General features: G+C 37.5%; 14 protein-coding genes. 9 read left to right on the top strand and 5 right to left on the bottom strand.

Annotation, left to right across the window (positions count from 1 at the left end; genetic code table 11):
- Positions 1–227 precede the first annotated feature (227 nt).
- Entirely contained in the window at positions 228–863 is a 636-nt protein-coding gene (locus IEU71_RS05440) for a YigZ family protein (RefSeq protein WP_004912844.1), read from the bottom strand.
- Positions 864–880: 17 nt separating this feature from the next.
- Here IEU71_RS05440 and IEU71_RS05435 point away from each other — a divergent pair, with 17 nt between their 5' ends.
- The 5 genes from IEU71_RS05435 to IEU71_RS05415 all read left to right on the top strand — a co-directional run bounded on the left by IEU71_RS05435 (position 881) and on the right by IEU71_RS05415 (position 6,229).
- Positions 881–2,155, top strand: coding sequence for an ATP-dependent helicase ComFA (locus tag IEU71_RS05435; protein WP_188349632.1), 1,275 nt, complete (start codon positions 881–883; stop codon positions 2,153–2,155).
- 265 nt (positions 2,156–2,420) lie between these two features.
- Positions 2,421–2,834 (top strand): ComF family protein, encoded by a 414-nt coding sequence (locus IEU71_RS05430; RefSeq protein ID WP_004912839.1) that lies wholly within the window; start codon positions 2,421–2,423, stop codon positions 2,832–2,834.
- Positions 2,835–2,970: 136 nt separating this feature from the next.
- Positions 2,971–3,516 (top strand): ribosome hibernation-promoting factor, HPF/YfiA family, encoded by a 546-nt coding sequence (gene hpf / locus IEU71_RS05425; RefSeq protein ID WP_004912837.1) that lies wholly within the window; start codon positions 2,971–2,973, stop codon positions 3,514–3,516.
- A gap of 121 nt (positions 3,517–3,637) precedes the next feature.
- Positions 3,638–4,591 (top strand): aldo/keto reductase, encoded by a 954-nt coding sequence (locus tag IEU71_RS05420; protein ID WP_004912833.1) that lies wholly within the window; start codon positions 3,638–3,640, stop codon positions 4,589–4,591.
- An 81-nt stretch (positions 4,592–4,672) separates the two neighbouring features.
- Entirely contained in the window at positions 4,673–6,229 is a 1,557-nt protein-coding gene (locus tag IEU71_RS05415; protein WP_241888884.1) for an ABC transporter permease, read from the top strand.
- Between the two features lie 53 nt (positions 6,230–6,282).
- On the opposite strand, the gene IEU71_RS05410 is transcribed toward IEU71_RS05415, so the two are convergent.
- The gene (locus IEU71_RS05410) at positions 6,283–6,951 is read right to left on the bottom strand and encodes a histidine phosphatase family protein (RefSeq protein ID WP_004912828.1); all 669 of its coding nucleotides are present in this window, start codon (positions 6,949–6,951) and stop codon (positions 6,283–6,285) included.
- Between the two features lie 120 nt (positions 6,952–7,071).
- The gene (locus IEU71_RS05405) at positions 7,072–8,472 is read right to left on the bottom strand and encodes a hemolysin family protein (RefSeq protein ID WP_004912825.1); all 1,401 of its coding nucleotides are present in this window, start codon (positions 8,470–8,472) and stop codon (positions 7,072–7,074) included.
- Between the two features lie 464 nt (positions 8,473–8,936).
- Between IEU71_RS05405 and nrdH the strand changes: the two genes are divergently transcribed.
- From nrdH to nrdF, 4 genes are all read left to right on the top strand, one after another.
- Entirely contained in the window at positions 8,937–9,167 is a 231-nt protein-coding gene (nrdH, locus tag IEU71_RS05400) for a glutaredoxin-like protein NrdH (RefSeq protein WP_010279343.1), read from the top strand.
- Between the two features lie 109 nt (positions 9,168–9,276).
- Positions 9,277–11,448, top strand: coding sequence for a class 1b ribonucleoside-diphosphate reductase subunit alpha (gene nrdE, locus IEU71_RS05395; protein WP_004912817.1), 2,172 nt, complete (start codon positions 9,277–9,279; stop codon positions 11,446–11,448).
- Between the two features lie 60 nt (positions 11,449–11,508).
- The gene (locus IEU71_RS05390; RefSeq protein WP_004912816.1) at positions 11,509–11,952 is read left to right on the top strand and encodes a class Ib ribonucleoside-diphosphate reductase assembly flavoprotein NrdI; all 444 of its coding nucleotides are present in this window, start codon (positions 11,509–11,511) and stop codon (positions 11,950–11,952) included.
- Positions 11,952–12,926 carry a class 1b ribonucleoside-diphosphate reductase subunit beta gene (gene nrdF, locus IEU71_RS05385; protein WP_004912813.1) on the top strand — a complete coding sequence of 325 codons (975 nt, stop codon included), beginning with the start codon at positions 11,952–11,954 and terminating at the stop codon, positions 12,924–12,926. Before IEU71_RS05390 ends, nrdF begins: the two co-directional genes overlap by 1 nt.
- Before the next feature lie 29 nt (positions 12,927–12,955).
- On the opposite strand, the gene IEU71_RS05380 is transcribed toward nrdF, so the two are convergent.
- Positions 12,956–13,489 carry a phosphatase PAP2 family protein gene (locus IEU71_RS05380; protein ID WP_233127273.1) on the bottom strand — a complete coding sequence of 178 codons (534 nt, stop codon included), beginning with the start codon at positions 13,487–13,489 and terminating at the stop codon, positions 12,956–12,958.
- A 443-nt stretch (positions 13,490–13,932) separates the two neighbouring features.
- Positions 13,933–14,928 (bottom strand): ketopantoate reductase family protein, encoded by a 996-nt coding sequence (locus IEU71_RS05375; protein WP_004912806.1) that lies wholly within the window; start codon positions 14,926–14,928, stop codon positions 13,933–13,935.
- Positions 14,929–15,073: the final 145 nt, after the last annotated feature.

Here is a 15,073-nt window from a genome sequence, read left to right as displayed (position 1 = left end):
AGTGCTTGATGACCAATTGCAGCATCATAAAAAGAAGCTAAATGCCTTGAAACACTTGACTTCTGGTAGAAAAAAACTGGTACTGTATCAACAGCATCAGTTTTTTTGCTACAAAATTACATCATAGCGTTTATAATGATCCACCCGGGAGTCGAACCCGGATTTCAAGAACCGGAATCTTGCGTGCGATCCATTACACTAGCGGATCATAACTATTTAATTATAGCCTATTTCACTGGAATTTCAAAGAAAGTTATGTCACCAATATCAAACCCAATATTACCAGCAAATTGATTCGTCAGTGTATTTTGAAAGCTAGGCAGTCCTACTTCAGACACAGGGACGATTAAATGAACGTTTTCATCGTAATTTGTGGTCATAATGTGATAGTCATTTTGTGTTAACCAGTAAGTGAGACTGTCAACGTGCTTATAGGCAATCGTAATGGTCACTTGATGCAACGATAGTCGTTCGACAAATCCAGCTGCTTTTACCCCGTCTGCTGTTGTGCTAGCATAAGCACGAATTAAGCCCCCAGCACCTAGTTTGACACCACCAAAATAACGTGTCACAACGGCAACAACGTCGTGAATTTGATTTTTTTGGAGGACTTCTAGCATTGGAACGCCAGCCGTACCATTAGGTTCGCCATTATCACTAAAACGTTGTATTTGATCTTGATCACCAAGCATGTAGGCAAAAACATTGTGACTGGCTTTGTAATGTTGTTTGTTTATTTTTGCAATAAACAGGCGTGCTTCTTCTTCAGAAGTAACTCGCGCTACATTCAAAATAAAACGGGATTTTTTGATGACTTGTTCCCAAGTATATGTTTTTGGAGAAATTGTGAAGTAATGTGCCATACATCGTATTATACAGTATGAAAATAGAAAATCTCTACGGAAGACAGTTAGTCTGTCCTAAAATAGATAATAATTTAGGCGAATCAAGGTCTGCATTTCAGGATGGTATTTGCCAACGTTGTAATCAAAAAATAGTAGCGCCATTACCCAATGACGCGTTTTATTGCCGTGCCTGTCTGACGCTTGGCCGTGTTAGTTCATTAGATAACTTGGTCTCTTTGCCTGAACCTAATCATTTTAGCGGGAAAGTGACACTAAGTTGGACAGGTACTTTAACCCATCAACAGCAAAAAGTTAGTGAAGACTTATTGATCACTTTAGCACTACATCGAGAGCATTTAGTTTGGGCTGTGACAGGCGCAGGCAAAACGGAAATGTTGTTTCCACTCATTTATCGTGCATTACAGCAAAAATTACGCGTCGGCATTGTTGCACCACGTGTTGATGTCATTGTTGAATTGTCGCCACGATTACATGCTGCATTCGCACAGACGGACATGGTGACGTTATATGGGGAACAGACCGATTGTTATCGGTATACTCAGCTTGTGTTGGCAACAACACACCAGCTCCTGAAATTTAGAGAAGCCTTTGATGTCCTAATTATTGATGAAGTTGATAGTTTTCCATTTGCTGGTAATGACATGCTCACGCATGCTGTCAACAATGCGGTTAAAGTTTGCCATACGATGGTTTATCTGACCGCAACACCAACACGACAACTTAGAAAACGGATTAACAAAGGATTACCAGTGTCGTATTTGCCACTGCGATTTCATCAACATTTGTTACCAGAAATTCAATTGGCACGCCTCAATAAGTGGCGCAAAAAACTACCTAAAAAGTTTCAAAAACAGCTTAGTCACTTAGTAGAATCAAATAAACGATTTTTGATCTTTGTGCCCAAAGTTGCAGATTTAAAACCAGTTCACGACACGATTAATCGGTGGTTTCCTAAAATGCGTGGTGATTTTGTTCATGCCAATGATAAACGTCGACAAGAAAAAGTTAAAAGTATGCGTAATGAAGAGGTGCAATATCTTGTAACAACAACAATACTTGAACGTGGTGTGACTTTTCCTGGCATCAATGTCATTATTTTAGGCGCTGACGATGAAATGTTTACTGAGAATGCTTTAGTTCAAATTGCTGGTCGAGTTGGTAGAAAATCTGATTGTCCAACTGGTCTTGTGTTGGCTTACGTTGAACATGTAACATTAAAAGTCAAAGCAGCTCAACGTCAAATTATACGGCTCAATCGACTTGGGGAGAAATTGCGTGAATCCATGTAGACGGTTATGTCAACTTTGTGAATTGCCTTTACCAAGCAATCAATCATTTTTAGCGTTGTTAGGTATAATGCCCGACGATTCGGCTAAGTTGTGTGATGATTGTTGTAACCAATTGGTGCGTATTAATGGCAAGTGTTGTCCAAACTGTGGCAGGTTACAAACCACACAGGAAATGTGTTTTGATTGCATTCGCTGGCAAAATAAAGGCTACCCGTTATTGAGACATCGTGCCCTTTATCAGTATAATGATGTCATGAAACATTATATGCAGCAATATAAATTTAACGGTGATTATTTATTAAAAGGAGTGTTTAATCACGACTTAATCCAGTTGATTGATAATATTGATAAGGATATTGTTGTCCCAATTCCAGTCAGTCACTATACTATGCAAACACGTGGGTTTAATCAAGTTGTTGGCATGCTAGATGGGCAAACTTTATCCGACATATTGTCCATTGCTGCAAGCAAAAAAGATCACCAATCACAATTTGGGCGACGTGAGCGTATGAACCGTCAACAGCCTTTCGCCCTCAATGTTTCAAGCCAATTAATTGTAGGTCAGCGTATTTTATTAGTGGATGATGTCTACACAACCGGTAATACAATGTACCATGCGGCTAATTTGCTTTATCAGGCGGGCGCGAAAACTGTCAAAAGTATCTCATTGGCCCGTTAAAAATGAAAAAATGGTGAATTTTACAGAAAACGCTTACAGTTGTGATATAATGTAGTTAGCAACAAGATAAAAACCACGCTGAATTTGATGATACTTAGATTATTATCATAATAAAGCGTGTATGGAGGAATTTATTATGTTAGATTATAATGTACGTGGTGAAAACATCGAAGTAACAGACGCAATCCGTGACTATGTTGAGAAGCGTTTAACGAAGTTGAATCGTTATATCGAAGAAAGTGCAAAAGCAAATGTCAATTTACGCACATATCGTTCGGATAACTCTGGTAAAGTAGAAGTCACAATCGTATTACCATACGTAGTGTTGCGAGCTGAAGATACAAATGCTGACATGTATGCGGCAGTAGACAATGTATCCGAAAAAATTGAACGCCAAATTCGTAAGTATAAGACAAAAATTAACCGTAAGTCACGTGAAACAGGCTTTAAGGGTATTGATTCACATGATGAAATTCCTGAGACTGACGTTGACGATTCGGCATTACAAATTGTACGTACAAAGCAGGTCGATTTGAAGCCAATGTCACCTGAAGAGGCAGCGTTGCAAATGGATTTGCTAGAACATGATTTCTTTATCTTTAAGGATGCTGAGTCTAACACAGATTCAGTCATCTACAAGCGAACAGATGGTAAATATGGTTTGCTTGAAACAGCTGAATAAGAACAAAAATAACCAGCTATCATTGAAAGTGATAACATGTGGTACATTCCTAGGGAGTTGTGCTACATCGCTTTCTATACTAGCTGGTTTTAATTAATTGTTGATATGAAAGGTTTATCACATGAAAACAATTCAAATTGGTAATACAAATTTGACGGCAAGTGCAGTTGCCTTGGGTGTCATGAGAATTGCCGACAAAACATCAGATGAGGCAAAAAAAATTGTTGAAACGGCATTGGTTTCCGGCATTAATTTTTTTGATACAGCAGATATTTATGGCAGTGGTCGATCATCCATCGTTTTTGGTCAGGCATTGAAAGATATAGGTGTCAAGCGTGACGATATCTTCATACAGTCAAAAGCTGGTATTATTTTACCTAACGGTCAAGTGAACGGGGATGGTGAAAGAGGGCCACGATTTGATTTTAGTTATGATCATCTGATTGCTAGTGTTGATATTGAACTAGAGCGTTTACAAACTGATTATCTTGATACGTTTTTGCTGCATCGACCAGATACATTAGTTGACGTTAATGAGTTAGCACGTGCTTTCACAGACTTGAAAACCACTGGGAAAGTGCACCATTTTGGTGTTTCTAACATGAACCCATATCAAATTGCGCTGATTCAAAATGCTTTAGGAGATGAAAAGCTGCAAATTAACCAGCTGCAATTTGGTATTATGCACACTAATATGATTGATTCCGAACTGCATGTGAATATGAATGACGCAGCCAGTGTTGATCATGATGGTGGTATTCTATCTTACGCAAGGTTACACAATCTGACAATTCAAGTTTGGTCACCATTCCAATTTGGATTTTTTGAAGGTGTTTTCATTGATAATGAAAAGTTTCCAGAACTTAATCAAACGTTACAAAAGTTGGCTAGCAAATATGACGTATCAAAAAGTGCAATTGCCGTTGCCTGGATTTTGCATCATCCGGCTAACATGCAAGTTATTATTGGATCAATGACGCCAAGCCGTATTATTGATATGACCAAGCTTGATTTTCAGTTGACTAATCAGGAATGGTATGATGTCTATACAGCAGCAGGGAATACTTTGCCATAATTTCTTTAAAAATGATAAAACTTTATAAAGTTATCCACAAGGCCACTTCAATCTCGTATGCTATTAGTAGCAGAGTTTAAGATGAAGAGGTTTTTTATGTTGGGTTGGCAAACGGTGTTTGGGAATAAACGTATATTGGGAAAGTGGCTACTAGCAGTGATTTTACCGGTCTTACTAATCGGAGGCTATTTGGGGGCAACTAGTCACAGTAATCAGAAAACTGACCGACTAGTCGTAGCGGTGATAAACCAAGATAAGGCAGCGTCTTTGAATGGTAAAAACCAACGATTTGGCGACACGTTTCAGCAACAATTAAAGGAAAGTAAGCATTTCAAAACCAGTACTTATCAGTCAACTCGGGTAGCAAAGCAGGCGCTAAAGCAAGGGCGTATTAGCGCGATAGTGGAGATTCCGGCTGCATTAACGACGCAATTAGCAAATTATAAAAAGAGTGGCAAATCGGGTACTGTCAATGTTAGTGTTGCAACAGGAAATAGCCAATATGGTACGCAATACATTGAAAACCAAATCAATGCAGTGGTTGCACTAGCAAATAATAAGTTGTCTTTGGGTAATACAAGTGATTCAACGCTATCAAAGTTGAGTTCACAAAGTCAAAATTTAGCAAAGCAAACAAAAGACTTACAAACCAATTTACAAGCGGTAGGGAATGCTATCGATGTTAATGCTGCAAATGATTTGCAGTCGGATGCATCTGATCTAATCACTGATTTGTCTACATATTCAGCGCAGCTTAATGATGCTGTTAATGCGGATGATAAAACAAAAATTCAGTCTTTAGCGGTCGAAATTAACAATATCTCGTACAAAATGCAAACAACAATTGCTGGTGGCATAGGTAGTCTTGCCACCAATTTAAGTAGTACGAAAGCATTGAGTGACCAGTCGGGTGTTATTCAATCAAGTGCAAAAGATATCAATAGTGGACAGCAACAAATTTCAAGTCAACTAAAATCACTATTGAGTAATCAGCCAGATAAGAATACGGCACTGACACAGATGCTGATGTTAAAAATGACTGATATCAAGCCAATCAAAACGCAAGGGCAAGTCTTAATGGCTTCATTATTAGTCGTTGGTGTTTCAGTGATGTCTGTGCTGTTTGGATTATTATTGCCAGTTAAGCCGACTAAAACCGATGCTTTAGCATTAGAACAATGGTGGGAAAACTTTCAAATTGGTGGTTTGCTAAGCATTTTGGGTAGTTTTTTGATGGTAGGAAGCGCTTTGCTCTGGCATGTGAACATCGGTAATTTTTGGTATATGACTGGTATCGCGTTATTGAGTCAATGGGGCATGATGAGTTTGGTTTGGTATTTGAAGCAATGGCTAGGACAGGCTGGTTGGTGGCTGTCAACTGTACTATTAGCTATCCAAACTGTCTTTGTTGTGCCTAATGATCCAATTATTTTACAGGATTCAATCTTTGCATTTATAAGACCATTTTGGCCATTGTCAGCTTTGAAAAATGCAGTCAATTCACTTGTTTTTGGCGGTAATGATATTGAGCAAAATGTCATGATTTTGATTATTTGGCTTTTGGCACTGACAATTTTACTTGTTACGTACTATCGCGTCAAACAACGCGAAAATTTGAAACAAGAATTAAACGTATAAAAAAGACGATACACGGCATTGCTGAGGTATCGTCTTTTTGTTGACTTGTGTGATTAAAAAACAGTTGTAGCATCATTGAAGTTAATAATATCAGCTTGATCATCAGCTGATAAGTCGAGCTGCATGACTGCGCCGTTCGCAACACTGATGGCTGACAAGTCACGTCTACCGAAATATTCGGCAATAGCACGAATAGTTGTGCCATGCGAGACGAGCAGAATATTATCACCATCATGGTGCTGATTTAGTAGGTCATTGAAACCATGTTTAATCCGTTTTAGGAACGCTTCGTGATTTTCAGCTAAATTGAAAGGATCTGCTTCAGCCATGACGTTCATTGCATCAGCCATGCTGTAACGTGTGATAACATCCGAAAAATTATTAAACTGGTCATTCTTATAGGCACCTAACGTTGTGAGTACAATTTCACCGCTAATACCTTCAAAGGCACCAAAATTTTCTTCTCGGAAATCAGGAAGTTGCGTCGGATCTGAAAAATTAGACGCCGCATTGTTAGTTAGAATGTAACGCGCGGTATGGATAGCACGCGTTAAATCTGATGAGTAGGCACCATCAAAATGCACATTTGCTAATCGAGTGCCGGCATGATAACCATCTTGAATGCCCTTTTCAGTTAGAGGGGCATCAGACCACCCTTGAAAACGATGCAAAAAGTTGAAATAAGTTTCTCCATGGCGCACCATGTAGATATGGACTGACATACTGTTCCTCCTCAATATAATAATTCCATTTTACCATAATCACGAACAATTAAATTAGTGATAAAGTAAAGATTAGTAACCAATCAAAAAAACGAGTATGTTTTACTCGTTTTTGACTAATCAATGATTAGATAATTCACTTTCAGATTGTGACTCAGACTCAAGTTCTTCATCATCGAAAATGCCATTACTATTAACATCTTCTTTTGGTGTAGGGAGCTCTTTCACAATGAATTCAGATATATAAGCATTATCGTAATCAAGTGCTGTTAACTGGAAATTGGCAACAGCCATAGTATCACCTGCCCGGAACTCAGGATCGTGGTTCAATACATAACCGGTCAATGTCACTGCATCATCATTTTCTAGTTCTTTGATATTTTTATCAAAGTAGCGTTCAAAGTCATACAGAGTCATCTTACCAGAAACTTTGAAACGATGATCACCAAGTTTTTCAATGTAATCGTCTGATACATCATCTATTTCGTCACGAACTGTACCAAACAGTTCTTCGTAAATATCCTTATCAGTAATTAAACCAGAAGTACCACCATATTCATCAACAACAATGGCGATAGGTGAACGCTTGATGATCATTTCATCCATGACATCGTGCAAGTCCATATTTTCAGGAACGGCGGGGATGTCACGCATAATTTTTGAGACAGGGTCAGATGATTTAATACGTGCTTGACGGACAAGATCGTAGTTAAAGACATAACCTAATACTTTATCCTTGTCATTGTCTGCAACAACTGGAAAACGTGAATAACGTTCTTGTAAATATAAATTAACACCTTCTGCAATAGAAGCTTTAACATCAATAACGGTCATTGATGTCCGATCAATCATGATATCAACAGCTACTTTATCATTCATTTCAAAAGCACGTTGCATGAAAGTTAAATCTTCTTCATCTAATTCGCCGGCTGCCGCAGCATTTTTAGACAATGATAAAATTTCAGTTTGAGAATATATATCCTCTTCGCCATCAGTTCTAAATCCCAATAAATGTGTAATGCCGTTTGACAAGTGATCCAACGTCCATATTAAGGGAAATAAAGTGACATGAAAGAAACGAACAGGTCGAACAATGAATAGTAGGACTTTTACAGGCGATTCAATCGCAATATTTTTAGGAACAAGATCTGTAAATACAGCGTGCACGATTGTGAAGATAATCATGGCTGCAACTGAAGCAACTGCGTGGGCATATTCGGCAGGAATAATACCAGAGTTGAGAATGATGTCGGCGACGGTTTCTTCACCAATCCAACCTAAAATCAAACTTGTTAATGTGATCCCGACTTGCGCTGTCGAGAGATATTCAGTCAGGTGTGTCACCATGTGAATGGCGTTACTGATGTTGCGTGAAGGCTTATCGCGGTCCTCTTGCAACACTCTTAGCGCACTAAGGCGCACCTTAACTAATGAATATTCTGTTAAAGTAAACAGAATAGCTAACAACAAGACCACCAAAATAACAAAAAAGTTGATGATCAAAGACGGACCAGAATCCAAATTCGTAAACCTCTTTTCTTATATACTAAGAGTTATTATACCAAAAAAAGTCATCATACGGTGACTTTTATCGCTTCTTAAAATTTAACGAATGATTAAGTTTTAAGTTGATATTGAGAGGTATAAAGGCGAACAAAAATTACCTTAATGATTTCTTTAAAATTTAAATTTCACAAACAAAACACCTTAATACATCGAGTGTCTACCGCTTTTATTAAATTAGTTCACAGTGTCTTAATTAATATAAACCTTGATATATCAACACTTTAAATGTTCGTGGTAGGTGCTTGTGAAATTTTATGATTTATGTGGTTTGTGAATTCACCTATGACTTGATTTTATCGAACAAATGTTTGTGAAGACAGTTTTGGTCCTTGTGTAATTATGGAATTCCGGTAAACTATTAATCAACAGTTCTAGCTAAAACTAAACAAAAATAATAGATTAAATGAGAGGTACACGTCATGGAAAAAGTAACAATATACACAAAATATAATTGTGTGCAATGCAAGATGACGAAAAAGTTTTTGGAAGCGCAAGGTATTGCCTTTAAAGAAGTCAATATTGAAGAAGAAACACAATATGTTGATGAATTGAAGGCTAATGGCTATCGTCAGACACCGGTCGTTGCTATTGAGGGTATGCCATCATTTTCTGGCTTCCGTCCAGACGTGCTCAAAAAAATATCCGCTTAATTCAAGCCGTATTTCGAGCATCTTGCGACGTAGTCGTAATGATGTTTTTTTATTAGATTATTTTGTGGGATGAGCAGTACAAAGATGAAACAAAAAAGGGGATAGCGTTATGGCATTGAAAACATTAGATATTGATAAAGTTACTTACTTTGATTTAAACAACCAAATCAACATTCCAAAAAACAATCAAATTCAAATTGAAAAGGATCAAGAAGCACTTGATGCATTTTTAACCGAGAATGTATGGCCAAATGTGCTGAAATTTGATTCATTAGCACAAAGATTTGAATGGCTTTTTGACAATGATTTTTTGGAGCGCAGTTTTATTGAAAAGTATCGAATGCCATTCATTGAAGAACTATACGCTTACCTTGACAGTGTTCATTTTAACTTCAAGTCATTTATGGCTGCCTTTAAATTCTATAATCAATATGCCCTAAAAACTAATGATGGTGAGCATTACGTTGAAACATATGTTGATCGTGTTGCAATGAATGCGCTGTACTACGCAGACGGAAATGAAGCGTTGGCATTGCGATTGGCTGATGAAATGATTCACCAACGCTATCAGCCAGCAACCCCTTCCTTTTTAAATGCAGGACGCGCGCGTCGTGGCGAATTGGTGTCATGTTTTGTGATACAAACGTCAGATGACATGAACTCGATTGGCCGAACAATTAATTCTGCATTACAATTATCAAAAATGGGTGGTGGCGTCGGCATTAATGTTTCTAACGTTCGTGAAGCTGGTGCGCCAGTAATGGGCATTGCAAATGCTGCGGGCGGTGTCGTACCAATCATGAAGCTACTTGAAGATTCCTTTACTTTTTCATCACAAGTTGGTGCACGTCAGGGTGCTGGTGTTGTCTATTTATCAGTTTTCCATCCCGATATTTTGTCATTTTTGTCAACTAAAAAAGAAAATGCGGATGAAAAAATCCGTGTTAAAACCTTGTCACTTGGATTAACTGTTCCAGACAAGTTTTATGAATTAGTTAAAGAAAATCAACCAATGTATCTTTTTAGTCCCGAAGACATTGAAAAAGTTTATGGTGAGCCATTCAACTATGTTGATATTACGGGTGAATACGATAATATGGTCGCTAATGAAGCCATTCGTAAATACCGCATTGACCCCCGCATGCTTGAAGAAGAAATTTCTAAGTTGCAGCAAGAATCAGGCTATCCTTATATTATTAATCTTGATACTGCAAATAAGACTAACCCAATTAAAGGTAAAATTGTATCTTCAAATTTGTGTTCAGAAATTTTGCAGGTTCAGACACCATCAGAATTGAACAATGAGCAGCAATATACAAAGCTTGGATCAGACATCAGTTGTAACTTGGGATCAATCAACATTGTTAATATGATGCAAACTGATAATTTTGAGGAATCGGTGGATACAATGGTGCGTGCATTGACTTTTGTCTCTGACTCATCAAATCTAGATGTCGTGCCTTCTGTTGCTTTAGGTAATCGTGAAAAGCATGCAATTGGATTGGGTGCAATGGGGTTGGCAGCTTATTTTGCCCAAAATAAAATGTATTATGGTGATGAGGAAGCATTGGACTTTACATCAACGTTCTTTATGGCGCTTAATTATTACTCAATCAAGTCATCTATGAAAATTGCCAAGGAACGTCATGAACAATTCTTTGAATTTGACCAATCAACCTATGCTACCGGCGAATACTTCAATACTTATTTAGAAAAAGATTGGGCACCAAAAACTGCGAAGGTTCAAGAAGCATTTTCAGATCATCACTTGCCAACGAAACAGGATTGGGCTGAATTACGAGATAATGTGATGAAGTATGGCATGTACCATGCTTATCGTCATGCCATTGCGCCAACTGGTTCTATTTCTTATGTTAATGACACGACCGCTTCTTTGTTACCAATCGTTAATCGTATTGAAGAGCGACAAGAGGGCATGATTGGTAAAGTCTATTACCCTGCACCAGGATTGAGTAATGAAACAATGCCTTATTACATCTCTGCCTATGATACTGATATGAGGAAAGTAGTTGACGTCTACGCTGCTGCCCAAGAGCATATTGACCAAGGTATGGCATTAACATTCTTCATGAGATCGACTTTGTCAGATGACCTGTATGAATGGAAAAAGGGACGCACAGATAAAATGACAACGCGTGATTTAACCATTTTACGCCACTACGCATTTAATAAAGGCTTAAAGTCAATTTATTACGTTCGAACATTTACTGATGATAACCAAGAGTCTGGTGTGAGTGAGTGTGAAAGTTGCTCGATTTAACGATTAAAAAATGTTGCGCAAGTAATCACGGTAAAAGATTCTGGATGAGAGTTGAGTTGAATGACACACATTAATTTATTATATGCTTCAACAGAGGGTAATACGAAATCATTTGTTGAAAAGCTTAAAAAAGTTGCTATGGAACAAGGGGATACTTTGGATGCTCGATTAATTGGTGAGGAAACAGAGTACGCTAATGAAACAGAACCTTTTGTTGCCCTTGTACCAACGTATTTGACAGGCGGAACGGGTACAGGGCCAGAAGTTACTGAGGTCTTTACTAATGCGTTGGGCGAATATATTGATTTTGGTAACAATGCAAGTTATTTAAAGGGAATTGTCGGATCAGGTAATCGTAATTTCAATGTTCAGTTCAATTTAACGGGTATTCGTTATGCGAAAAAATTTAATGTGCCAATGATTGCTTCTTATGAGTTGCGTGGCAGTGCATTTGATGCTGAAGTAATATATAATAAAATAAAACGTAATATTGGAGAACAATAATGGCACATATTAATAATGGCTCATATACGGCAATCAACTGGAACAATATTGAGGATGAATTGGATAAGGCAACGTGGGAAAAGTTGACGCAACAATTTTGGTTAGATACACGTATTCCGATTTCAAACGACTTGAAGCACTGGCGTGGCAACATGTCTGATCAAGAGCGCGAAACAATGAATTTAGTGTTTGGTGGACTAACAACACTAGATACACTTCAGTCACAAGATGGCATGGCGCAACTTAAGTTAGATGCTATTAACCAGAAAGAAGAAGCGGTGTTGAATAATATTCAATTTATGGAATCTGTTCATGCAAAATCTTATTCTTCTATTTTTGAAACGTTAAATGAAAAAGCTGAAATTGAGAAAATTTTTGATTGGGCTGATACCGACGAATTTTTACAATTTAAAGCACACCGGATTAACGATATTTACCAAACAGGCACAGCTTTACAAAAGAAAATTGCCTCTGTCTTCCTAGAAACTTTCTTATTCTATTCAGGTTTTTATACGCCATTATATTTTTTGGGCCATAATAAAATGTTGAATGTTGCTGAAATTATTAAACTGATTATTCGAGATGAGTCAGTTCATGGTACTTACATTGGGTACAAATTTCAGATTGGTTTCAATCAATTATCGGAAGAAGAACAAGCAGAATTACAAACTTGGATGTATAATTTGCTTTATGAATTATACGAAAATGAAGAAAAATACACACATGAGTTGTACGATGAAATTGGGTGGACAGATCAAGTTTTGACTTTCTTGCGTTATAACGCGAATAAAGCGTTAATGAACTTAGGGCAAGAACCAATGTTTCCTGATGGCGCAGATGATGTGAATCCTGTTGTTATGAACGGTCTTTCAACTTCAACAGCTAATCATGATTTCTTCTCGGGTGTTGGCAATGGTTATCTACTTGGCGAAGTTGAAGCCTTGGATGATGATGATTATAAGAAATGGCTATAAACTAAAAAAAATCGCGTTAGCGATTTTTTTTATATTTCTTCGTTTTTGAAAATTGATAACTTGGTTAGACGCTTGGCAAGTGTGGCATAAAGGGAGGCGGCTAAAATAACCCAAGCGTAGGCAAATAATATACTGGCAATTGTGTCGCTTAAATAGTTAGCGCTAAAGTATAAACGTGACAGCAAGGACATGAGACCTACTAATATGATAGCCCAACCACCAATCAACTGGCTCCTTGAAGAAGTGATATTGGGTATAACGAGTAATAACAAAATGAAGATAGCTGTAAAAATACTAAATATGTGTAGACTTGGAAAGGAATAACCGGTATCGCTAAGTAGGTGACCAATTGGTCGATTGCGTTCTACTAATTGGCACACGATGAAAGCTAAAATTTCACCAATAACAATTGTAAGAACGGACCATATAGCTGGAATTCGAAGACCAGCCACTAGTAAAATGCCAGCTAAGATAAAAATATAAATCAAATCAACAACAGGAGAACCAAGAAATGAAAAAATTGACATGACGATATCGTTTAATCCTGTTTGTGTTGTTGACATAAAATATCGGACACCATCATCTATAACGGGTATAATAAAATTAATTTTGACAAGTATTGTTATTAGAATTGCTAATATGACACACAAAATTGCGCGCCGTATTTGCTTGCTTTTAACGGAAATAATCATGCAACTAATCTCCAAAATATCTTTTTCTATATTCTTCTAGTATAAAGGAAATCATATGCCAATTACAATACTATCAATAATTAATACTGATGGATTCATAGCACTTGCTGGTTTTATAGCGTGATGTTGTTCATTGAAGACCAATCATGTGATAGCTTATCGTGCCGGTAGTGATGATTTTAATATGTTTTCATTAAATAACAGTCATCGTAAAAGCCATCAATCCTAAAATACAAACAAATATCATGAAAGCCCGAGTAATGATTTGCACAGCCGCAATCATTACTCGGGCTTTTCTCAAACAAACTTAAAAATTATGCGCCAGTATAATCTGGTGATAACTTATTAACTGGTGGCGTGAATTTACGCATTGCTTCGGCAAGATGAACAAAATTGGTAACCAAATGCTGGTTAGGTGCTTGTGTACCATTTTTGTCAGCCAAATCCGCAATCCAACCGTTGATATAATCAACTTCTGTTGGGCGACCTTTGACAAAATCTTGATACATAGATGGAAAATGTAAGGGATTGGCAACATTTGAGACATAATCAACTTGTTTAACCATGTCATCACGCGATTCAATGAGTTGAATGCCAGCCGCTTCAGCAGCATCGTAAGCCTCGTTAACCAATGGTCGAGCAATACCTTCTAAGAAGCCGTCATAGGCCATTAACTGACCCATACGTGATTGGAACATTGTAGCAATTGAGTTTTCCACGGCATTAAAGAAAACTTTTGTCAAAAGAGTACCCATGAAATTTTCAGTGTAAGAAGGATTCAAATGTGCTGCTTGGAAGTCTTTTTGAACCTGATCCATTACTTCAGATGGCTTTTCTGTCAAATTGGCATAAACTGATGAGCCGGCACTTTCAGCGCCCATGAAATCAACGTCGCCGTAATCGTTCAAGACAGTGGCAATCATCGCTGTACCACCAATAATATGTTCGTCATCAAAATAGTGTTGCAGTTTTTCGATATGTCCCATACCATTCATTGCACCAAGTGCTGTTTGACCTGCTTTAAACTTTGGCGCAAGACGATCAAGTGTATCTTGCAATTGCATTTGCTTCATGAAGAAAATCCAAACATCTGGATCACCTTCATATTCTTCAGGTGAAAAGATGTTGATTTTAATTTGATGTCGGTCTTTGTGATCGCGAGATTTCCAAACTTTGTTATCTTGCTGGCGAATTTTATCCAAGCTTGCTTGTGTTGGCTCAACATAGTCAACTGAAACGCCGGCATTTTCTTGCAGTAAAATACCATAACGTAGTCCCATTGCACCCGCACCTACAACTGTATATTTCATAATTTTTAACGTCCTCCAATAAATAATAATTTAATACTAATCTTTTTCTAATAAACTGTCAATATGAATACGGAAATGTTTGAAAAAAATATCATAAACTGATGATTCAATCAAATTTTTTTTTGATTTATAAGAAAGGGCTGCA

Origin of the sequence: Leuconostoc falkenbergense (genome assembly GCF_014634805.1) — a bacterium.
Classification (GTDB): domain Bacteria; phylum Bacillota; class Bacilli; order Lactobacillales; family Lactobacillaceae; genus Leuconostoc; species Leuconostoc falkenbergense.
The sequence above is the reverse complement of the archived record's forward strand: the minus strand, read 5'-3'. Positions and strand labels throughout refer to the sequence as shown.